Origin of the sequence: Pseudomonas sp. S9 (assembly GCF_000222125.1) — a bacterium.
Taxonomy (GTDB): domain Bacteria; phylum Pseudomonadota; class Gammaproteobacteria; order Pseudomonadales; family Pseudomonadaceae; genus Aquipseudomonas; species Aquipseudomonas segetis.
Genome location: NZ_AFFX01000003.1, coordinates 274429 through 296394, shown reverse-complemented (window position 1 = coordinate 296394; position 21966 = coordinate 274429). Strand labels below are relative to the sequence as shown.

The following is a 21966-nucleotide window of genomic DNA, read 5'->3' as shown; positions in this document are numbered from 1 at the left end:
CGGTTTCAGCCATGGCGGACTGCTTGGCGTTGTCGCGCCCCGTTAATCACCACCAATGGCGGGCAAACTGCGCGTTGCCCGCCCGACTCCAAGCCTTTAAATACGCACGCTGGCAAAGGTAGACTCGCCTTGCGCACGCGTCAGCGCAGCCATGGCGCTGGAGGACGAAGGCCGCATCAGGTCTTCGGTCACAGGCACCAGCGAGACGATCTTCGACAGGCTGTTGCCTGCACGTTCATCACGCGGTGGGATACCAAAGTACTCGCGGTAGCATTTGGAAAAGTGTGGCGTCGAAACAAAGCCACACACCGAAGCCACTTCGATAATCGACATCGAGGTCTGCTTGAGCAACTGGCGCGCACGAATCAGGCGCAGCTTCAGGTAATAGCGCGACGGCGAACAGTGCAGGTACTTCTGGAATAACCGCTCCAGCTGGCGGCGCGAAACATCGACATAACAAGCCAGCTCGTCGAGATCGATGGGCTCTTCCAGGTTTGCCTCCATCAAGGCCACGATTTCCTGCAGCTTTGGCTGGTTGGTCCCCAGCATGTGCTTGAGTGGAACCCGCTGATGATCCTGCTCGTTACGAATTCGCTCGTAGATAAACATTTCGGAGATGGCCGCGGCTAATTCGCGCCCATGTTCGCGACCGATCTTGTGCAGCATCATGTCCATCGGCGCGGTGCCACCAGAGGAGGTGTTACGGTTGCGATCAATCGAAAACAGGCGCGTGGTAATTGCAGCACGAGGGAAGGCTTCCTGCATGGAAGCCAGGCATTCCCAATGCACGCTGCAATCATAGCCATCGAGCAGACCAGCCTTTGCCAAGGCCCAGCTACCCGTGCAGACAGCGCCGATGTGACGTCCCTGGCGCGCCTGTTGCTGCAGCCATTGCAAGTGTTCGCGGGTGACGCTGCGCTGAATATCAACACCACCGCAGACAATCACCGAGTCCAGTTTAGGCACGCTGGAAAGCGAAGCATCCGGGCTGATGTTCAGTCCGTCGCTGGCCGAAACCGTTTCACCCGTCAGTGTAATGGTGTACCAGCGATACAGCTCTTTGCCAGAAAGCTGGTTTGCCATGCGCAGCGGCTCAATTGCCGAAGCCAGTGAAATTAAGGTGAAGTTGTCCAGAAGCAAAAAGCCGATGGTTTGAGGCAACTGGTTCGGAGGCTGCGCCCCGCTGGTTGACTGCGACATTAAGCAAACCCTCACACAAGCACGTAATTAAGCTTTGAGAAGCCTCCGAAAAAATTCTGCGCTAGATATCATGGCGTTAAAAAACTGCTAAAAATGCTCGTTCAGACCACTAAAGCCGAGCGCGACCCCGGTCGCTTTTTCGCATTCTTTTGCCTTGTACTATCGTCGCTCGTTACCTTTTTCAGAGATTCTTTGACAGCTTTTTTTTGGAGTAATTTTACGATGTGCCAGTGCCGACTCAGGTTCAGGATCAACAGTTTCAATCTCTGATTGATAAACCCCAGCCAGTACCGCATATCGTAATCAAGCACGCATAGGTCTGGCTTACGGCAACCCCAGACAGGCCCTAATCGCAACGCAAAGGCCATGCCTAAATTGATTAGCCGTTCAATAAAAATGATGAGTTGTCGCAAGCCGTGCAAAACCGGCATTCCCAGTTGCGACAAAGGGTTTCGGAAAACGACCTGAAACCTAGCTACCATGGGGCTTTGAGCATTTCGGTAGCACCATTCAAACGACCGTTTGTAACCAGGCCCCAATTTATATGCAGCGCAGTAACAGACAGGCGGTCAGCCAGCGAATCGGGGGTTGTCGAACGCGCTGGCAATACTGCGACAACATGCCCGCACCAAAAGCAGGCATGCCCCGATTTAGTGACCTGCAAATGCTCGAAACTTCAACATTCGATCGCACTCACGGCCAAGCCTCCGCGTGAGGTTTCCTTGTATTTGTCCTGCATGTCCGCGCCGGTATCACGCATGGTGCGGATCACTCGATCCAGAGAGATGAAATGCTTGCCATCACCGCGCAGTGCCATTTGCGCAGCATTGATGGCCTTGACCGCTGCAATTGCATTGCGCTCGATACAGGGCACTTGCACCAGCCCGCCGACCGGATCACAGGTCAGGCCAAGGTTATGTTCCAAACCAATTTCCGCTGCGTTTTCCAATTGCTCCGGAGTGGCGCCTAGCACCTCAGCCAGCCCCGCCGCAGCCATGGCGCAGGCTGAACCCACCTCCCCCTGGCAGCCCACTTCAGCGCCGGAGATGGATGCGTTCTTTTTGCACAGGATACCGATGGCAGCAGCACTGAGCAGGTAATCGACCACGTCGTCTTCGCAGGCGTCGGGGTTGAATTTCATGTAGTAATGCAGCACAGCTGGAATAATGCCCGCAGCGCCATTGGTGGGCGCGGTCACCATGCCCCCACCGGCAGCGTTCTCTTCGTTGACTGCCAGCGCAAAAAGGTTGACCCACTCCATTGCCGACAGCGTCGAACCAATCACATTCGGCTTGCCCAACTCTTGCAGGCTACGATGCAACCTGGCCGCGCGGCGCTGAACCTGCAGGCCTCCAGGCAATACGCCTTCATGACGCAAGCCCTGTTCCACGCAATCACGCATGGCCCGCCACAGTTCCAGCAAGCCGCTGCGAATCTGGGCCTTGGTGCGCCAGGCTTGCTCATTGGCCATCATCAATTCGCTGACCCGCAAGTTGTGCTGCTGGCACAACTGCAGCAACTGGGCAGCACTGGAGAAATCATAGGGCAGCTCGGTATCATCCTGGTCCAGCTTGCCGTTCGCCGCTTGCTCCTGGTCAACCACGAAGCCGCCCCCGACGGAATAGTAGGTATTGCGATGCAGCTCCTGCTGTTCGGCACCAAAGGCAATCAGGGTCAACGCGTTGGGGTGGTACGGCAGGTTCTCGTCGAGCAGCAACATGTCGCGCTGCCAGTCGAAGCGGATCAAGGGTCCGCCGCCCAGTTGCAATTGCTGTGCAGTCTTCAGAACCTCGATTCGCGGCAGCACCTGACGTGGATCAACACTGTCTGGCAATTCGCCCATCAACCCAATGAGCACCGCATTGTCACTGCCATGGCCGACGCCGGTCGCGGCAAGCGAACCATAAAGACGCACTTCTATACGCTCGATTCGCGCCAGCAGATGGCGTTCCTGCAATGCGCCTAGAAACAGGGCAGCCGCACGCATGGGGCCAACCGTGTGCGAGCTGGAGGGGCCGATACCAATCTTGAAAAGGCCAAATACGCTGATAGCCACGACAGTTTCCTCAAGGGAATTGTTGTTTGGCGGCCATGATCAAGTTTTCAGCGCACAACAGACGCCTGACACCGACTTACTCATATCCAAATCCGTCAATGCCAGTCGCCAGCACTGTTTTGCTGGCTAGAAGCCAAACGGCAATCAATAGCCATGCGCGGTGTTTTTCAACAACATGGGCAGTTTGACTTGCAGGGCATTTCCGGGGGCCTGAAATGCTGTTTATCAAGTTGCCCAAATCAATGAAATATCTAACAAAATCCATCCGGAAAAACCGCGGATAAGAGCGAAAAAAACAACAACGGATCGACGAAATCCACCTCGCGACAGCGGTAAAAATGTGCAATAAAAACTACACTCGAGTGCGAAAAATCGCAAAAAAACAGATTTTTTTCAGATTTTTTTATTTGCGCCACAGCCCCCGAACTACGGCGCCTGCGACCTATCGAAACGCTGCAAACCACGGCCGGCGCGGGTTCTAGCCTTGGCCTTGGGACTAAAAAGTCTGTTATGGTTTTAATAGGTATGCGCAATGTCGCCGCCCAACACGTCAGGGTCGCTAATCGACAATTGTCGCCACTAGAAGCCTATATCGTTGAGTCAGCCGATTTCGTCGCTGTTGCTTGAAACCGAGCAAACAGACCGAGGCAAAGTGCCTTGGACCGAAGTAATAAAAACGTGCTGGCCAACCATCGAACGGGCGCCAGCCCAACAAGAAAATTCGGATGTACGCGCATCTCAGGTTGAGATGTGTTCACCCAAAGGATTGGGCTTCAAAACACTGCCAGAGGGTTTGGAAAGCAGTTTGCAGCACGGCACAACGAGGGTTTATCACAATCACTACACTGAATCGTCCACCGCCTTAACGGCACATGGAGCGAATCTGTGGTGGCGTTTGATAAAACCTCAAGTGCAATGCAGCAATTGGCCAACCATGTCCTGGAACCACGTAAACCCACACAGACACGAACAGTCGGCATCACCCTGCTTTGCAGGGCTCCGCGTAACTGATCTGGATGTCTTCTGAAGGGGAACAAATCCCATGCAGTCTGGAAAAATCGTCGTAAAGAACCTGTACAAGGTTTTTGGCCAAAATGAACAAGAAGCAATCGACCTGCTTAAAGAAGGTTGGAGCAAAGATAAAATCCTTGCGGAAAAGGGCTCTGTAATCGGGGTCAGCGACGTATCCTTTAGCGTTGAAGAAGGTGAGATTTTTGTACTGATGGGCCTGTCCGGCTCGGGAAAATCCACCCTGATTCGACTGATAAACCGCCTGGTCGAACCCAGCGCTGGTGATGTTTTCATCGATGGGCAAAACGTTGCAAAACTGCCCAAGTCCCAATTGATTGACCTGCGCCGCCGCGACATGAGCATGGTCTTCCAGTCCTTCGCGCTGATGCCATCGCGCACCGTGCTGGACAACGCGGCGTTCGGCCTTGAAGTGGCCGGTGTCGGCCGCAAGGAACGTGAAGAGCGGGCAATGAAAGTGCTCACCCAAGTGGGCCTCGACACCTTTGCCAACAAGCATCCCCATGAATTATCCGGCGGTATGCAGCAACGTGTTGGCCTCGCCCGCGCACTGGCAGTCGATCCTTCGATGATCATCATGGACGAGGCCTTCTCGGCACTCGATCCACTCAAGCGTCGTGAAATGCAGGACGTGCTGCTGGAGCTGCAAAAGACCCATCGCCGCACCATCATCTTCGTATCCCACGATATTGAGGAAGCCATGCGCATCGGCAATCGCATCGGCATCATGGAAGGTGGCAAGCTGATCCAGGTCGGGACGCCGCAAGAACTGGTCGATAACCCAGCCAACGATTATGTACGTAACTTCTTCGACACCGTAGACACCAATCGCTACCTCACTGCTGGCCAGCTCAAGGCCGACAGCGTGCCACTTTTCGTCCACAACGGCAGCGCACCCGACGCCCAAATGGTGTGCCAGAAGCTGCAGGACATGGACAAGCATTACGCATTTATCGTCGACCAGGACAACGTTTTCCAGGGTTCTATCAGCCTTGAAAAAATTGCCCTGCTGGTCGAGGACGGCCAGCCACATGCACTGGATGCCGATGTACTCAAGAAGATTGAATGCGCCCCCGAAGACTTGCCATTGAACGAAGTGATCGAGCGTTTGGTTGATAACGAAGGCCCGATTCCGGTCAAGGATGAAAATGGTCGCTACAGCGGTGCAATCAGCAAGGGTCGTCTGCTGACCCGCATGCAGGGAGACTAATCATGAGCGATAAAAAACTCGACCTCGGCAGCTGGGTAAATGATGTTGTCCAGCACTTGCTGGATAACTACAGCGGCGCATTCGACAGCATTGGCCAGGTTGTCAGCGGCTTCTCCGAAGCCATCGAATCCATCCTTATGTTCCCGCCAGCCTGGGTTTTGATCGCTATTTTTGTAGCCCTGGGCATTTGGCGAATCGGCCTGCGCTTTGCCATTTTCACCGCCGTTTCATTTGTGCTGATCGTCATGACCGGCTTCTGGGAACAAACGGTTGTAACCCTTGGGCTGACCTTCTCGGCAACGCTTATCAGCCTGATCCTGGGAATTCCGCTGGGCATATGGGCGGCTAAAAGCGAGCGCGTGGCGATGATTATCCGTCCCGTCCTCGACTTCATGCAGACCATGCCAGCCTTCGTCTACCTGATCCCTGCTGCCATGCTCTTCGGCCTCGGTCGCGTACCCGGCATCATCGCAACGGTGATTTTCGCGATGCCTCCAGCCGTACGCTTGACCAGCCTGGGCATCCGCCAGGTCAACAAGGAAATCGTCGAAGCCGGTCAGTCGTTCGGCTGTAACGGGCGGCAATTACTGTTCAAGGTACAGCTGCCAAATGCGATGCCATCGATCATGGCGGGCGTTAACCAGACCATCATGATGGCCCTGTCGATGGTGATTATTGCCTCGATGGTCGGCGCAGGCGGCTTGGGTAACGATGTACTGGCAAGCATCCAACGTCTGGATATCGGTCTAGGCTTTGAAAGCGGCATGGCCGTGGTGTTGCTGGCTATCATCCTCGACCGTATTACTGAAAGCTTCGGCACACCTAAGCAAGAGAATAGTCGTAGCAGCGTTGTCTCTTGGTTGAGCGCAAAACTACAACGCCAATAAATAAGCCTTACATTCTAAAAAGACTAGGGAGTTGCCGATGAACAAGATCAAGACACTTGCGGGAGTAGGCCTTCTGGCCTGCGCAATGATGCAAGGCGCATGGGCTGCAGAGCCTGCGAGCTGTAAACAGGTCAAGTTTGCCGAGATTGGCTGGGCCGATATCTCCGCCACCACCGGCGTGGCCATGACCCTGACTGAAGGCTTGGGCTATCAGCCGCGCAAGATCCTCGCTTCAGTGCCTATCGCGTTCACTGGCGTACAAAAGAAACAAATTGATGTGTTCCTCGGCTACTGGGCGCCTTCGATGGATGCGGTCATCGAGCCCTTCCTCAAGGATGACGGAGTCAAGGTTCTGCCCAAGGCCAACCTCGAAGGTGCCAAGTACACATTGGCGGTACCCACCTACGCAGCAGAAGCTGGCCTCAAGAGCTTCCAGGACATCGCCAAGTTCAAGGACCAGCTCGGCGGCAAGATCTACGGCATCGAACCCGGCAATGACGGCAACCTGCTGATCGAGAAAATGATCAAAGGCAACCAGTTCGGCCTTGGCGACTTCCGCATGGTTGAATCCAGTGAAGCCGGCATGCTGGTCCAGGTTCAGCGGGCGGTGAAAAAGAAAGAGCCAGTGGTTTTCCTGGGTTGGGCGCCACACCCGATGAACACCCAGTTTGACCTGACCTACCTGTCCGGCGGTGACGACGTATTCGGCCCGGATTACGGCGCAGCCAAGGTCTACACCGTGGTTTCTCCCGGTTATGAAGAGCAGTGCCCTAACGTTGGCAAGCTGCTGAACAACCTGCAGTTCACTGTCGAAATCGAAAGCCAGCTGATGGAAAAGGTGCTCGATAAGCAGAACCCGACCACCGTGGCCAAGGAATGGATCAAGGCGCATCCCGAAGCCCTCGACAAGTGGCTTGCAGGTGTGACCACCGTAGACGGTGAAGACGGTGTTGCCGCCGTCAAGAAATTCGTCGGCCTGTAACACAGCCGATTGTTTCAATGCCTTCCCGAGGTATTTTTGGGGAGCTTTGATAGAGCCGGCAAACCCAGTTTGCCGGCTAAACCGGGCGACTCATTTTGCAGTGAGCGTCCCTGTGGACCCCAAGGGTGCAGCCTGCATCTTTGCAGCTGCAACAAGGCCCGCAATCAGAACGAGCCAGTAAACCTACAACAACTGCCACTCACACTGACGGAGCAAAACCCTATGCGTAGAATCAAATCACTGTGCCTGCAAGGTCTCGGCGTTGCAGCCCTGGCACTTGGCATGTCATCGGCAATGGCAGCTGACAAGCCTGAGCTGAAAATCGGTTTCGTAAACGGCTGGGACGACAGCGTCGCGGTCAGCAACGTTGCGGCTGAAGTACTCGAAAGCAAGCTCGGCTACAGCGTCAAGCTGCAAGCCGTGGAACCTGCAATCATGTGGCAAGGCGTGGCCCGTGGTGATCTTGACGTCACCCTTTCAGCCTGGCTGCCGACCACCCATGGTGAATACTTCAAGCGCTTCAAAGACAAAGTTGAAGTCCTGGGCACCAACTATCAAGGCGCCAAGATCGGCCTGATCGTGCCTGACTACTTCGCGGCAAAAAGCATCGAAGACCTGAACAAGTACAGCAAGGACATCGACAGCAAGATCACCGGTATTGATGCCGGTGCAGGCGTTATGCGCCGCACCGAAGACGCTATCAAAGAGTACAACCTCGACATCAAGCTGATGCCAAGCTCCGGTCCAGGCATGGCAACCGCCCTGGCGCGCGCCGAGAAAGACAAGAAGGCAATCGTTGTAACCGGCTGGATTCCACACTGGATGTTTGCCAAATGGAAACTGCGCTTTCTTGAAGACCCGAAAAAGGTCTTCGGTGATGACGAGCACGTAGACACAGTGGCCAACCCGGCACTGGCTACCAAAGCGCCAGACGCTGCTGCCTTCCTGAAGAAAATCTCCTGGAGTGGTGAAGAAGTCGGTTCGGTCATGCTGGCTATCCGTGAAGGCGCTGACCCTAAAGACGCCGCCAAAAAGTGGATTGCCGATAACCCTGAGCGCGTCGCTGAATGGCTTAAATAAGCCCTATTGACCTCGGTATTAGAAAGCGGACTTCGGTCCGCTTTTTTTATGGGCAAACAATCCATGCTTAATCGGCAGGCAGACACTTGCTCAGCAGCGCTAGCAAGGTTTCGCGCTCTGCATCGCTAAGAGGGGCGAATGCAGCCGTTTCAGCCTCATAAAAGATTACCAGTGCCTGATCCTTTACCTGGGCGCCTTGCCTGGTGAGGCTCAACTGCACGCTGCGTTGATCTTGCGGGTCTGGCTCGCGCTTTATCCAGCCGCGCGCCTCGAGGCTGCGTACCCTGCGTGTAATCAAGGCCTTGTCACAGCCATTGAGTTTTGTCAGCGCGAGCGGGTTGAGGCCAGGCTGCTCCGCCAACTGTTCCAGCAGCAAGACATCTGGCGGATTAAGCGCAAGATTGGCATCGCGCAGGTCGCGCAGAACATGGTGTTTCATACCCATGATCAGACGACGCAGGGTGCGGGATAACGCTTGGTTGGTCACGGCGGAAACACTCAGAAGTAAGGATTCTGTAAACAATGTTGACTCGATCAACCTTATCGCGAGAATGTTGACCCCATCAACTATATCGCCATATAAGCTGGACCAGCCTGCTGCACACAGCAACGCGGATTACCAGCAGGTCGTAATGGAGAGCAGGGCATGCAAGGCTTCTTTAAACCCTTACTGATTAGCTCGATAGCTGCATTGAGCCTTGTATTGACTGGCTGCAACGACACCAGCGCTCCCACAGAAAAAAAACCACAACAGGTTGGCGTAGTCACCCTTAAAGCCAAACGCTTCGAGCAAACAGTCGAGTTGCCTGGCCGCACCACGGCATTAAGGATTGCCGAGGTTCGTCCGCAGGTTGATGGCATCATACTCAAGCGCCTGTTCGAGGAAGGCCATGATGTAAAGGCAGGCCAGGTGCTCTACCAGATAGACCCGGCCACTTATCAAGCAACACTGAAGAGTGCCGAGGCGACGCTTGCTTCAGCCAGGGCCAAAGCCAAGCGCTACCAGTTATTGGTCGCCAGCCAGGCGGTGAGCCAACAGGATTACGAAGCCGCACGGGCCGCCAGCCTCGAGGCCGAAGCCGCAGCGGACCAAGCCAGGATCAACCTGCGCTATAGCAAGATCACGGCTCCCATCAGCGGCCGCATCGGGCGCTCGGCCATTACCGAGGGCGCGCTGGTGACCAATGGCCAAAGCACCGCCCTGGCCACCATCAAGCAATACGATCCTATTTATGTCGACGTTACCCAGTCGGTCAAAGACCAACTGGCGCTGCGCTCGGCCATCGCCGCAGGAGAGCTCGACAAGGCCGGCAAGAACCAGGCGCAAGCCCGGCTGATTCTTCCGGACGGCAGTCAATACCAGCACACTGGCACGCTACAGTTTTCCGAGGTTTCTGTTGACGAGACCACCGGCTCGGTCACCTTGCGTGCAGTATTTCCCAACCCCGACCATATCCTGCTGCCCGGGATGTTCGTGCATACCAAGTTGATTAGCGGCGTGCGTAAAAAAGCCATACTCGCGCCCCAGCAAGGCATTACCCGCGACCACAAGGGCGAGCCTGTTGCCATGTTGGTAGATGCAAACAACAAGGTTGTGCTGCGCCCAATCACGACCCACAGCACCTCCGGCAGCAACTGGCTGGTTACCGCAGGGCTCAAGGAGGGCGACCGCCTGATCACCGAAGGCCTGCAATATGTATTGCCTGGCGACAGCGTCAAACCTGTACCAGCCCAGAACATCAAGGCCGAAGTTGAAGCTGAACCGCAAGCCGAGGTCGAGACAGAAGTCGACCCTGCCACCATTCCGGCACCTGCCGCTGACCCTCAATAAGGAGCGGCACGCATGTCTCGTTTTTTTATCAACCGGCCGATCTTTGCCTGGGTCATTGCCCTGATGATCATGCTGGTCGGCAGCCTGGCCATCCTCAATCTGCCAATCAACCAGTACCCGAACATCGCCGCACCGGCCATCGGCATCAGGGTCAACTATCCCGGCGCCTCAGCACAAACCGTCCAGGACACTGTCGCCCAGGTGATCGAGCAGCAACTCAATGGCCTCGACAACCTGCGCTATATCTCCTCGGAAAGTAACTCAGATGGCACCATGACCATCACGGTGACGTTCGACCAGGGCACCGATGCCGATACCGCTCAGGTACAGGTGCAGAACAAGTTGCAACTGGCAACGCCTCTGCTGCCGCAAGAAGTGCAGCAGCAAGGAATTCGTGTCACCAAGGCCGTGCGTAACTTCCTGATGATCGTCGGTGTGGTATCGACAGACGGCAGCATGGATCGTGACGACCTCGCCGACTACATAGTCTCCAATATCCAGGATCCACTGCTGCGGGCCAAAGGCGTCGGCGACTTCCAGATTTTTGGTGCGCAATACGCCATGCGTATCTGGCTCAACCCGGAAAAGCTGAACAACTACCAACTGACGCCGGTGGATGTCAAAACCGCCATTCAAGCGCAGAACGTGCAAATTTCATCGGGCCAGTTCGGTCAATTACCCGCCCAGTCTGGCCAGCAACTGAATGCGACCATCATTGGCAAAACCCGGCTGCAAACCCCGGAGCAATTCGAAAACATCCTGATCAAGGTCAACGCTGATGGTTCCCAGGTCCGTCTTGGCGATATCGCCAAGGTTGAACTGGGAGGAGAAAACTACAGCACCTCGGCAGAATATAACGGCAAGCAAGCCGCTGGCATGGCCATCAAGCTGGCCACTGACGCCAACGCGCTGGAGACGTCAGCAGCCATTCGCAGCACCCTCGAAGACCTCAAGCCATTCTTCCCGAAAGGCCTTGAAATTGTTTACCCCAACGACACCACTCCAGTGATCGCCGGCTCGATCAAAGAGGTGATTTTCACCCTGATGGAAGCCATAGTCCTGGTGTTCTGCGTGATGTACCTGTTCTTGCAGAACTTCCGCGCCACGCTGATCCCGACCCTGGCCGTGCCGGTTGTGTTGCTTGGCACTTTTGCGGTGCTCGATGCATTCGGCTTCAGCATTAACACCCTGACCATGTTCGGCATGGTGCTGGCCATTGGCTTGTTGGTGGATGACGCCATCGTAGTGGTCGAAACCGTTGAGCGGGTGATGGCCGAGGAAAAGCTCTCCCCGCTTGAAGCCACACGTAAATCCATGGGCCAGATCCAGGGGGCGCTGGTCGGCATTGCCTTGGTGCTGTCTGCCGTATTCCTGCCGATGGCGTTCTTCGGTGGCTCGACCGGCGTTATCTATCGTCAGTTCTCAATCACCATTGTTGCCGCCATGAGCCTTTCGGTACTGGTTGCACTGATCTTCACCCCAGCGCTGTGCGCGACCCTGCTCAAGCCGATCAAGGACGGCCAGGTTCACAGCAAGCGTGGCTTCTTCGGCTGGTTCAACAACACCTTCGAGCGCGGCGTAAGCGGCTATGAGCGTAGCGTTGGCAGTATTCTCAGGCACAAGCTGCCCTACCTCATCCTCTACGCATTGATCCTGTGCATCATTGCCTGGATGTTCAGCCGTATTCCCAGCGCCTTCCTGCCCGAGGAAGACCAAGGCTCGTTCTACGTTCAGGTGCAAACACCCGCAGGCTCCAGCATGGCCCGGACCAAGGATGTAGTGGATCAGGTGCGCGATTATCTGCTCGATGAAGAAGGCGATATCGTCGAGTCGGTGTTCAGCATCAGCGGTTTCAACTTTGCAGGGCGCGGTCAAAGCTCCGGCATGGCCTTTGTTACCCTCAAGCCTTGGGAAGAACGTCCCGGCGAGGTCAACAGCGTGTTCAGCCTGGTAACCCGCGCCCAGGCGCGCTTTCGCTCGATCACCGACGCCCTGGTGTTTGCCTTTGCCCCGCCCTCGATCCGTGAGCTGGGTAACTCCAGCGGCTTTGACATGTTTCTGCAAGACCGTGCAGGCGTCGGCCACGAGGTCATGACTGAAGCGCGGGATCAGTTGCTCAGGATGGCACGTGAGAACCCGGCACTCGCCGGCGTGCGGGCCAACGGCCTGAAGGACGAGCCGCAATACCAACTGGAAATCGACGATGAGCGAGCGCGAGCCCTGGGCTTGAGCCTCAACGACATCAACAACACACTGTCGATTGCCTGGGGCTCCAGCTACGTTAACGACTTCATCGACAAGGGACGGGTAAAGAAAGTCTACCTGCAAGGCGAAGCGGCGGCACGCATGTCCCCTGAAGACTTGAACAAATGGTATGTGCGCAACAGCGACGGCAAAATGGTGCCTTTCAGCGCCTTTGCTGGCGGCAAATGGGTCTCGGGCTCACCAAAGCTGCAGCGCTATAACGGCGTTTCAGCCATGGAGGTTCTCGGCGCGCCAGCCGAGGGCTACAGCACTGGCGATGCCATGCAGGCGATGGAGGAAATGGCCGCCAAGCTGCCGGTGGGCGTGGGTTATTCCTGGACGGGCATATCCTATGAAGAACGGCTTTCTGGTTCACAAGCTCCAGCGCTGTATGCCTTGTCGATGATCTTTGTGTTCCTGTGCCTGGCCGCACTGTATGAAAGCTGGACCATTCCGCTGGCGGTCTTGCTCGTGGTGCCGCTGGGCATCGTCGGTGCGCTGCTGGCGACCAGCATGCGCGGACTGTCCAATGACGTGTTCTTCCAGGTTGGCCTGCTCACAACCATTGGCCTGGTGGCAAAGAACGCCATTTTGATCATCGAGTTCGCCAAAGAACTCAACGACCAGGGCAAGGGCCTTGTCGAGGCCACGCTGCAAGCCTGTCGCATGCGTTTGCGGCCGATCATCATGACCTCGCTGGCCTTTATCCTCGGCGTGGTGCCACTGGCCATATCCAGCGGTGCAGGCGCGGGCAGCCAGCATGCAATAGGCACAGGCGTTATCGGCGGCATGCTTAGTGCCACCCTGCTGGCCATCTTCTGGGTGCCATTATTCTTTGTCCTGGTCAGTTCCTGGTTTAAACCCAAAAGGCGTGCAAGGACTGCGCAGGATGAGGTGCGGCCATGAATAAATTTACCCTGAGCCTGCTCAGCCTCGCCCTGCTCAGCGGCTGCTCGATGAACCCGGAATACAGCCAGCCGGAGTCACCGGTTACTGCAGTTTACCCAAGTGCCGGTGCTTACCCCGCCCAGGGCACTACCGAAGCGGCGCAACTGCAGGAATGGCGCAGTTTTTTCAAGGACCCTGCGCTGATCAAGCTGATCGAGCAATCACTTAACAACAACCGCGACCTGCGTGTTGCGGCCTTGAATGTAGAGGCGTATCAGGCGCAATACCGCATCCAGCGGGCCGAACTCTTTCCCGAGGTAAACGCCAATGGCACGGGCACCCGCCAGCGCATACCGGAAGGCGTCAACCAGAGCAGCGACTCAAGCATCAACAGCCAATACAGCGCCACCTTGGGTGTCAGTGCCTGGGAGCTGGATTTCTTTGGCCGCCTGCGCAGCCTTAACCAGGCGGCGCTGGAGCAGTACTTCGCGACTATCGAGGCGCAACAAAGCGTGCGCATCAGCCTGATCGCCAGCGTTGCCAATGCCTGGTTTACCTTGCAAGCCGACCGACAACTGCTGGAACTCACAGAGCAGACGGTCAAGACCTACCAGGACAGCTATGACCTGACCAAGCGCAGCCTGGAAGCAGGGGCTGTTTCGGCGATTGTTCTGAGCCAGGCGAAAACCTCACTCGATAGCGCCAAGGTGGTATTGGCCCAGTATCGTCGGCAAGTGGCACAAGACCAGAATGCACTGGTGCTATTGCTCGGCAGCAACCTGCCGCAAAACCTGCCAGCCAGTCCGCAGCTGAGCGACACGTTGCTCACGGAAGTACCGGCCGGCCTGCCCTCGCAACTGCTGCAACGTCGCCCGGATATTCTTCAGGCAGAACACCGGCTCAAAGCCGCCAACGCCAATATTGGCGCTGCCCGCGCGGCCTTCTTCCCCAGCATCAGCCTGACCGCCAATGCAGGCACAATGAGCTCGTCACTGTCGGACTTATTCAGTGGTGGCAGCGGCACCTGGCTGTTCCAGCCAGAAATCAACCTGCCGATTTTCAACGCCGGACGCCTGAGGGCATCACTGGACGTGGCTGAAATCGAGAAAAACAGCCAGGTCGCGCAATACGAAAAAGCCATTCAACTGGCCTTTCAAGAAGTCTCGGATGGCTTAACCGCGCGCCTGACCTACAAAGAGCAGCTCGCAGCGCAACAGGCATTACTCGACAGCACCCAGCAGTACTTCGATTTGGCGCAGCAGCGCTACCATGGCGGGGTCGACAGCTACCTGATCTTCCTTGATGCCCAGCGCTTGCTGTTCCAGGTGCGCCAGGACTTGATCAGCGACCGCCTCGCCCAGCTCAGCAGCGAAGTGAACCTGTACAAAGCCCTGGGTGGAGGCTGGCAACCGGGAAGCGAGCTCGCCGACGGATCAGAACCCTAACCCGGGCTTGCCCTTACTGCGCCAGTGCGAACACCTCGGCCAGGTGCGCCGCATAGCGTTTGCGATCCTGTTCGATTGCCGGGGCCTTCATCACATCGTTACAGATGAAGGTCGGCAGGCCACTCATACCCAGAAACTGGTTGGCCTTGTGAAACGGCAGGTACACCGCATCAACGCCTTTGCCAGCGAAGAAGTCAGACGGGTCATCAAAGGCCTGGGTTGGCGCATTCCAGGTCAATGAAAGCATGTACTGCTTGCCCTGCAACAAACCACCGCTTCCGTATTTCTGCGAGCTGTCGGAGCGCGTTCGCCCATCATTGGCGTAGAGGCTGCCATGGCCTGCGGTAAACACTTCGTCTATGTACTTCTTGACAGTCCAGGGCGCGCCCATCCACCAGCCCGGCATTTGATAGATGATCACGTCTGCCCAGAGGAATTTCTCAACCTCCTGCTGAATATCGTAGCCCTCATCGATACGGGTTGTTTTCAGCTCAAGACCTGCGTGATCAAGCACCTGCAACGCAGTCTCATGCAGGGTGCTGTTATAGCGCCCTGCTGAGTGAGCGAACTGTTTACCACCGTCGAGCAGCAAAACTTTTTTCATAGTGTCGGCCATCCAATAAGTTCAAAGTTGCGCGCAGTCTAATGGCCCCGCGCGCAGCTAAAAACAGGCTGCCGGGCAAATAATAATTGCTTAAAAATCACGAATAAAACTTAATTTACTGACTTAAAGTGAAGCTATCAATCCAGCCTTCCTTGAGTGCATCTTATGAACCAGCCATACGCATTTATCCTCGACGCCTACACCCAGCCGGAACAGTCTGAGGCGTTTGCCGAACTGTTCGCCGGTTATATCCAGTCAAGCCGCGCCGAAAGTGGCTGCATCGAATACCACATGCTGCGCGATCCAACTGAGCCAAGCCGTTTTACCTTTTATGAGGTTTGGCAAGACCAGGCGGCCTTCGACAAACACGTCGCCCTACCCCACATGCGCCAATTCCATGAGCAACGCATGAACTACCTGAGTCGCGAGTTGCAGGTGCGCATGATCAATCCCATCACGCCATCCACCTGGCAGCCGATGCCGCCGGTTGGCAGCGCATAAGCGAGGCTAATATTGATTGATCGATCAATAAAAAAGGCCATAGACTGGCGCTCCTTTCATGTACCCGTTGGAGTCTCTGATGCCCAAGGTCGGAATGCAGCCGATCCGCCGTTCACAGCTAATAGCCGCCACGTTGCAAGCTGTTGACCAGGTTGGCATGAGTGACGCCAGCATTGCCTATATCGCCAAGCTGGCTGGCGTTTCCAACGGCATCATCAGCCATTATTTCCAAGATAAGAACGGCTTGCTCGAAGCCACTATGCGCCACTTGATGCTGGCCTTGAGCGATGCGGTCCGCTCAAGGCGCAGCGTGCTCAAGGACAACAGCCCAAGGGCTCACTTGCGTGCAATCATCGACGGCAACTTTGATGACAGCCAGGTCAACGGCCCGGCGATGAAAACCTGGCTGGCCTTCTGGGCCAGCAGCATGCACCAACCTTCGCTGCAACGCTTGCAACGGGTCAACGACCACCGCCTTTACTCCAATCTTTGCGGGCAATTTCGCCGCGTGCTGCCTCAAGAACGGGCACGCACCGCCGCACGGGGCATGGCCTCGCTGATCGATGGCCTATGGCTGCGTGGCGCATTGTCCGGCGAGGGTTTCGATACCGCCGAAGCACTCAACATCGCCTATGACTATCTCGATATGCAGCTCGGCGACGCTGCCTGACTCTCTGCACAACAGCGAAATACTCTGCAAGTTGCCAGCTCGCTGCAGGGCTGAGCACTGCTCTGGCTCGGCACTCAACAACCTGTAAACCGCGTAGAGCCTGTCGCTAACAGAGCGGTTTCGGTCGCCCGCAGGATTTTTGTTGATTGATCGTTCAATAAAAATAACGTAGCCTAATGGCATCATTTCCGGCCGTCACAACGCAGCTAAATACGCACTGCTCAACCGCCGACATATCCGACAAATGCGCATCAAGCATTTTGTCTGCCTTGCACAGCACCACGAAAAGAGGATTTCCCATGGCTCGTTTCGAAGACCAGAAACTCTATATTGGCGGCCGCTACGTCGACTCCAGCAGCGGCGCCATATTCGAAAGCATCAATCCCGCCACCGGTGAAGTCCTGGCCAATATCCAGCAAGCCAACCAGCAAGATGTCGATCAGGCGGTAGCCAGCGCTAGCGCAGGGCAAAAAGTCTGGGCCTCCATGACTGCCATGCAGCGCTCAAGAATTCTGCGCCGCGCTGTCGATATCCTGCGCGAACGCAACGATGAACTGGCTGAACTTGAAACCCTAGACACCGGCAAGCCCCTGTCGGAAACGCGCTTTGTCGATATTGTCACCGGCGCCGATGTACTTGAGTACTACGCGGGCTTGATCCCGGCTATCGAAGGCGAGCAGATTCCGTTGCGTGACAGTTCATTCGTCTACACCCGCCACGAACCCCTTGGCGTAGTGGCCGGTATTTGCGCGTGGGACTATTCAATCCAGATCGCCATGTGGAAATCCGCACCAGCACTGGCGGCTGGCAACGCGATGATCTTCAAGCCCAGTGAAGTCACCTCGCTGAGCGCGGTGAAACTGGCTGAAATCTACACCGAAGCCGGGGTTCCGGACGGTGTATTCAACGTCCTCACCGGAAGCGGCAGCACGGTTGGCCAGATGCTGACCGAGCATCCGGGCATCGCCAAGGTGTCTTTCACCGGCGGCACCGTCACCGGCAAGAAAGTCATGGCCAGCGCCTCCAGCTCCTCGCTGAAAGAGGTGACCATGGAGCTGGGCGGCAAGTCTGCATTGATCATCTTTGAAGATGCGGATCTCGACCGCGCCGCCGACATTGCGATGATGGCCAACTTCTACAGCTCAGGCCAGGTCTGTACCAATGGCACCCGGGTGTTTGTGCCACGCATGCTGCAATCGCGCTTCGAGAACAAGATTGCGGAGCGGGTCAAGCGTATTCGCCTGGGCGATCCGCAGGACGAAAACACCAATTTCGGCCCCCTGGTCAACGAAAACCACATGCACAACGTGTTGCGTTATATCGAGACTGGCAAGGCCCAAGGCGCACGTTTGCTCTGTGGCGGCGCACGCGTGACCGAGGGCGAATTTGCCAAAGGCACATATGTGGCGCCAACCGTATTCACCGATTGCACCGATGACATGACCATCGCCCGCGAGGAGATCTTTGGTCCGGTCATGAGCATTTTGGTCTACGACACCGAAGATGAAGTGGTGCGCCGCGCCAACGATACCGACTATGGCCTGGCCGCTGGCCTTGTGACCCGTGACCTGAACCGTGCCCACCGGGTTATCCACAAGCTCGAAGCCGGTATTTGCTGGATCAACACCTGGGGCGAGTCTGCCGCCGAAATGCCGGTGGGCGGCTACAAGCAGTCTGGTGTTGGCCGCGAGAACGGCCTGAGCACATTGACCCACTACACGCGCATCAAGTCGATTCAGGTTGAATTGGGCGATTACGCCTCGGTTTTCTAAACGCCAGCCACAGGGCCGGCAGCGCTGGCCGGCCCTCGTTTAGCACGACGCTCCAGGCAGTGCAGTCATTGTGCAGAGCGCGCCATCGCAACCGCCGCAACGCAGGTAAAGATCATGAAGCAGGAATTTGACTACATCATCATTGGCGCTGGCTCAGCTGGTAATGTGCTGGCCGCCCGACTCACCGAAGACAGCGATGTCAGCGTACTGCTGCTTGAGGCCGGTGGCCCGGATTATCGCCTGGATTTCCGTACGCAAATGCCTGCTGCGTTGGCCTTTCCCCTGCAAGGCCGTCGCTATAACTGGGCGTACGAAACCGACCCGGAACCGCATATGAACAACCGGCGCATGGAATGCGGTCGCGGCAAGGGCCTGGGCGGCTCATCGCTGATCAACGGCATGTGCTACATCCGTGGCAATGCCATGGATTACGACGGCTGGGCAAAAAATGCCGGGCTCGAAGACTGGAGCTATCACGACTGCCTGCCGTATTTTCGCAAGGCCGAGAGCCGCGACATTGGCGCCAATGCCTATCATGGCGGCGATGGGCCTGTGAGTGTATGCACGCCGAAAACCGGCAACAACCCGCTATTCCAGGCCATGATAGAGGCCGGAGTGCAGGCTGGTTACCCCCGCACCGACGACCTCAATGGTTTCCAGCAGGAGGGCTTCGGGCCAATGGATCGCACGGTCACGCCAAAAGGCCGTCGCGCCAGCACCGCTCGCGGCTACCTTGACCAGGCCCGTGAGCGCAGCAACCTGACGATAGTCACCCATGCCCTGACCGACCGTATCCTGTTCAGCGGCAAGCGTGCGACTGGCGTGGCCTACTTGCAAGGCGACAGCAATACCCCGGTGAACGTCACTGCACGCCGAGAAGTGCTGCTGTGCAGTGGCGCGATCGCTTCGCCGCAAATACTGCAACGCTCGGGTGTTGGCCCGGCAGCCTTGCTCAAGGAGCTGGACATTGCCCTGGTCCACGACCTGCCAGGCGTGGGTGAAAACCTGCAGGACCACCTGGAAATGTATCTGCAATACAGCTGCAAACAGCCGGTGTCGCTCTACCCTGCCCTCAAGTGGTGGAACCAGCCGGGCATTGGCGCCAAGTGGATGTTCATGGGTGATGGTGTTGGCGCCAGCAACCAGTTTGAAGCCGGTGGCTTTATTCGCTCACGCGAAGAGTTCGAATGGCCAAATATTCAATATCACTTCTTGCCCGTGGCGATTAACTACAACGGCAGCAATGCGGTCAGCGAGCATGGTTTCCAGGCGCATGTGGGTTCCATGCGTTCACCAAGCCGTGGCCGTGTGCGCGCCAAGTCTAAAGATCCACGCCAGCACCCAAGCATCCTGTTCAACTACATGGCGCACGAGCAAGACTGGCAAGAATTCCGCGACGGCATTCGCATCACCCGCGAGATCATGGCGCAAGTTGCGCTAGACCCGTACCGTGGCCGCGAAATCAGTCCTGGTGCCGATATCACCAGCGACGCGCAACTGGACAACTTTATCCGTGAACATGCCGAGACCGCATTCCATCCATCCTGCTCCTGCAAGATGGGTGAAGACGAGATGGCAGTGGTTGACGGCCAGGGCCGAGTGCATGGCCTGCAGGGCTTGCGCGTAGTCGATGCCTCGATCATGCCGCTGATCACCACCGGTAACCTGAACGCCCCAACCATCATGATGGCCGAGAAAATCGCCGATAAAATTCGCGGCCGCGAGCCTCTACCGCGCAGTACCGCCCCTTACTTTGTTGCCAATGGCGCGGCGGTGCGCGGGCCAGCCATGCGTACAACGGCAACCGCTCGATAAGCCGGCAAACAGCAGGCCGCGACAACGCGAAGCTTGTCCAGCGGCGTTCAATCAATAGCCGCAGGTTTGTCCTGTGGCTGGACACTGCTCGCGTATCTGCGAACAACGCTGGATAACGCTTTCTTCGGCAGTGAAGATTCGCTCTTTGGCTGATCGTTAGCGGGCTTATGTGCATGGTCGGCAAGCTTCGCGTTGCACAGCCTGCTCGTTGTCCCCACACCGTAAGCCGAACCCTCTAGCCCGCTGCATTGCTCAGCAAGGGTTCACAGATTGCATTACAGTTGTAAGGATCTGCTGTGACCGAGGTTCTCTATGCTGCCGCTTGACGCACGCACAGCCCGCCTGCTGCCCTGGATTGTTGCCATCGCGTTTTTCATGCAACCGCTCGATGGCACCATTCTCAATACTGCCCTGCCGAGCATGGCCCATGACCTGGCCGAAGACCCCTTGCGCATGCAATCGGTGGTCATCGCCTATATGCTCACCGTGGCCCTGCTCATTCCTGCGTCCGGCTGGATTGCCGACCGTTTTGGCACCCGGCGAATATTCTTTGGCGCAATCTTGTTGTTCAGCCTCGGTTCGCTGCTGTGCGCACTCTCGCAATCACTCAACATGCTGATCGGTGCCCGGGTCATCCAGGGCCTTGGCGGCGCCCTGATGATGCCGGTCGGGCGTCTGGTGGTGCTGCGAGCCTACCCGCGTAGCGATCTGGTGAGGATCATGAGTTTCATCACCCTGCCGGGCTTGCTGGGGCCCCTGATTGGCCCAACCCTGGGCGGTTGGCTGGTTGAATACACCAGTTGGCACTGGATTTTCCTGATCAATCTACCGGTGGGCGCACTGGGTTGCTGGGCAGCATTCAAGCTGATGCCTGATCTGCGCGGGCCGCACCGCACACGCTTTGATGCCATAGGTTTCATCCTGTTCGGCACCTCAATGGTGCTGATCACCATTGCCCTCGAAGGCTTGGGTGAGTTGGGCATGGCCCATGTCCGAGTGATGTTGCTGCTACTTGGCGGACTCGCCTGCCTGGCCGCTTACTGGCTCAGGGCCGGGCGCACGGAAAACGCGCTGTTTTCGCCCAAACTGTTTAACACCCGCACATTCGCCGTCGGGATACTGGGCAATATGTTCGCTCGACTGGGCAGCGGCTCGTTGCCGTTTTTGACGCCGTTATTGTTGCAACTGGCCATGGGTTACTCACCGTCTCAAGCGGGCATGAGCATGATCCCGCTGGCGCTCGCGGCGATGCTTATGAAGCCGCTGGCCAAACCATTGATTGATCGCCTCGGCTACCGCCGCATCCTCACGGGCAACACCTTGCTGCTCGGCGCGCTTATCGCCAGCATGGCCCTGGTTGATGGCAATAGCTCGCCACTACAGCTCATCGTCCAGTTGTCGCTCATTGGTGCCTTCAACTCACTGCAATTCACCGCCATGAATACCGTGACCCTGATCGATCTGCGCGACGATGAAGCAAGCAGTGGCAACAGCTTGCTGTCGGTGGTAGTGCAACTGTCGATGAGTATCGGGATTGCAGCGGCGGCGGCGTTATTGAGTGGTTTCAGTGCAGAAAACAAAGGTAATCCCGATGCGGTTGCCTGGGCGTTCCAAGCCACCTACCTGTGCATCGGTCTACTCTCGATGTTCGCGGCCGCGATCTTCCTGCAACTTTCCCCGGCCGAAGGACGCAGCCCAAGGCGGGCCAACCCTGAAGTCGACCCACAGGACTAGCCAGCCTGGCTCGCGAAA

General features: G+C 56.7%; 16 protein-coding genes. 12 read left to right on the top strand and 4 right to left on the bottom strand.

From position 1 onward, the window contains the following. Positions 1 to 96: 96 nt before the first annotated feature. Both PSES9_RS0108075 and PSES9_RS0108065 read right to left on the bottom strand, forming a co-directional pair. Positions 97 to 1200, bottom strand: coding sequence for a GlxA family transcriptional regulator (locus PSES9_RS0108075; protein WP_010485831.1), 1104 nt, complete (start codon positions 1198 to 1200; stop codon positions 97 to 99). 676 nt (positions 1201 to 1876) lie between these two features. Beyond that, a complete protein-coding gene (locus PSES9_RS0108065; protein WP_010485827.1) occupies positions 1877 to 3256 on the bottom strand; it encodes an L-serine ammonia-lyase in 1380 nt (459 codons plus the stop codon). A gap of 1042 nt (positions 3257 to 4298) precedes the next feature. Between PSES9_RS0108065 and PSES9_RS0108060 the strand changes: the two genes are divergently transcribed. The 4 genes from PSES9_RS0108060 (at position 4299) to PSES9_RS0108045 (ending at position 8444) form a co-directional block, all read left to right on the top strand. Next, positions 4299 to 5495 (top strand): quaternary amine ABC transporter ATP-binding protein, encoded by a 1197-nt coding sequence (locus tag PSES9_RS0108060; protein WP_010485825.1) that lies wholly within the window; start codon positions 4299 to 4301, stop codon positions 5493 to 5495. A 2-nt stretch (positions 5496 to 5497) separates the two neighbouring features. Next, complete coding sequence (locus PSES9_RS0108055) at positions 5498 to 6382, top strand: ABC transporter permease (protein ID WP_010485823.1); 885 nt, start codon at positions 5498 to 5500, stop codon at positions 6380 to 6382. A 37-nt stretch (positions 6383 to 6419) separates the two neighbouring features. Further along, on the top strand, positions 6420 to 7364 hold the full coding sequence (locus PSES9_RS0108050; protein WP_010485820.1) for a choline ABC transporter substrate-binding protein: 945 nt from the start codon (positions 6420 to 6422) through the stop codon (positions 7362 to 7364). A 222-nt stretch (positions 7365 to 7586) separates the two neighbouring features. Beyond that, positions 7587 to 8444, top strand: a complete 858-nt coding sequence (locus PSES9_RS0108045; protein ID WP_010485818.1) for a glycine betaine ABC transporter substrate-binding protein — start codon at positions 7587 to 7589, stop codon at positions 8442 to 8444. Positions 8445 to 8511: 67 nt separating this feature from the next. On the opposite strand, the gene PSES9_RS23170 is transcribed toward PSES9_RS0108045, so the two are convergent. Then, positions 8512 to 8883: a MarR family winged helix-turn-helix transcriptional regulator gene (locus PSES9_RS23170; protein WP_157998230.1), complete on the bottom strand. Its 372-nt coding sequence runs from the start codon at positions 8881 to 8883 to the stop codon at positions 8512 to 8514. Positions 8884 to 9090: 207 nt separating this feature from the next. On the opposite strand from PSES9_RS23170, the gene PSES9_RS0108035 reads away from it, so the two are divergent. From PSES9_RS0108035 to adeC, 3 genes are read left to right on the top strand one after another with little or no spacing between them, the layout of a single operon-like run. Continuing rightward, the gene (locus tag PSES9_RS0108035; protein ID WP_010485814.1) at positions 9091 to 10275 is read left to right on the top strand and encodes an efflux RND transporter periplasmic adaptor subunit; all 1185 of its coding nucleotides are present in this window, start codon (positions 9091 to 9093) and stop codon (positions 10273 to 10275) included. Between the two features lie 12 nt (positions 10276 to 10287). Continuing rightward, positions 10288 to 13425: an efflux RND transporter permease subunit gene (locus tag PSES9_RS0108030; protein WP_010485813.1), complete on the top strand. Its 3138-nt coding sequence runs from the start codon at positions 10288 to 10290 to the stop codon at positions 13423 to 13425. Next, complete coding sequence (gene adeC, locus PSES9_RS0108025) at positions 13422 to 14852, top strand: AdeC/AdeK/OprM family multidrug efflux complex outer membrane factor (protein ID WP_010485811.1); 1431 nt, start codon at positions 13422 to 13424, stop codon at positions 14850 to 14852. Before PSES9_RS0108030 ends, adeC begins: the two co-directional genes overlap by 4 nt. Before the next feature lie 13 nt (positions 14853 to 14865). On the opposite strand, the gene PSES9_RS0108020 is transcribed toward adeC, so the two are convergent. Continuing rightward, positions 14866 to 15456 carry an NAD(P)H-dependent oxidoreductase gene (locus PSES9_RS0108020; RefSeq protein WP_010485809.1) on the bottom strand — a complete coding sequence of 197 codons (591 nt, stop codon included), beginning with the start codon at positions 15454 to 15456 and terminating at the stop codon, positions 14866 to 14868. A 165-nt stretch (positions 15457 to 15621) separates the two neighbouring features. On the opposite strand from PSES9_RS0108020, the gene PSES9_RS0108015 reads away from it, so the two are divergent. The 5 genes from PSES9_RS0108015 to mdtD all read left to right on the top strand — a co-directional run bounded on the left by PSES9_RS0108015 (position 15622) and on the right by mdtD (position 21948). Continuing rightward, on the top strand, positions 15622 to 15957 hold the full coding sequence (locus tag PSES9_RS0108015) for a putative quinol monooxygenase (RefSeq protein ID WP_010485806.1): 336 nt from the start codon (positions 15622 to 15624) through the stop codon (positions 15955 to 15957). 79 nt (positions 15958 to 16036) lie between these two features. Further along, positions 16037 to 16627 (top strand): transcriptional regulator BetI, encoded by a 591-nt coding sequence (gene betI, locus PSES9_RS0108010; protein ID WP_010485805.1) that lies wholly within the window; start codon positions 16037 to 16039, stop codon positions 16625 to 16627. A 299-nt stretch (positions 16628 to 16926) separates the two neighbouring features. After that, positions 16927 to 18399 (top strand): betaine-aldehyde dehydrogenase, encoded by a 1473-nt coding sequence (gene betB / locus PSES9_RS0108005; protein WP_010485803.1) that lies wholly within the window; start codon positions 16927 to 16929, stop codon positions 18397 to 18399. A 114-nt stretch (positions 18400 to 18513) separates the two neighbouring features. Beyond that, entirely contained in the window at positions 18514 to 20214 is a 1701-nt protein-coding gene (betA, locus tag PSES9_RS0108000) for a choline dehydrogenase (protein WP_010485801.1), read from the top strand. A gap of 312 nt (positions 20215 to 20526) precedes the next feature. Continuing rightward, a complete protein-coding gene (gene mdtD, locus PSES9_RS0107995; protein WP_010485799.1) occupies positions 20527 to 21948 on the top strand; it encodes a multidrug transporter subunit MdtD in 1422 nt (473 codons plus the stop codon). Positions 21949 to 21966 lie beyond the last annotated feature (18 nt).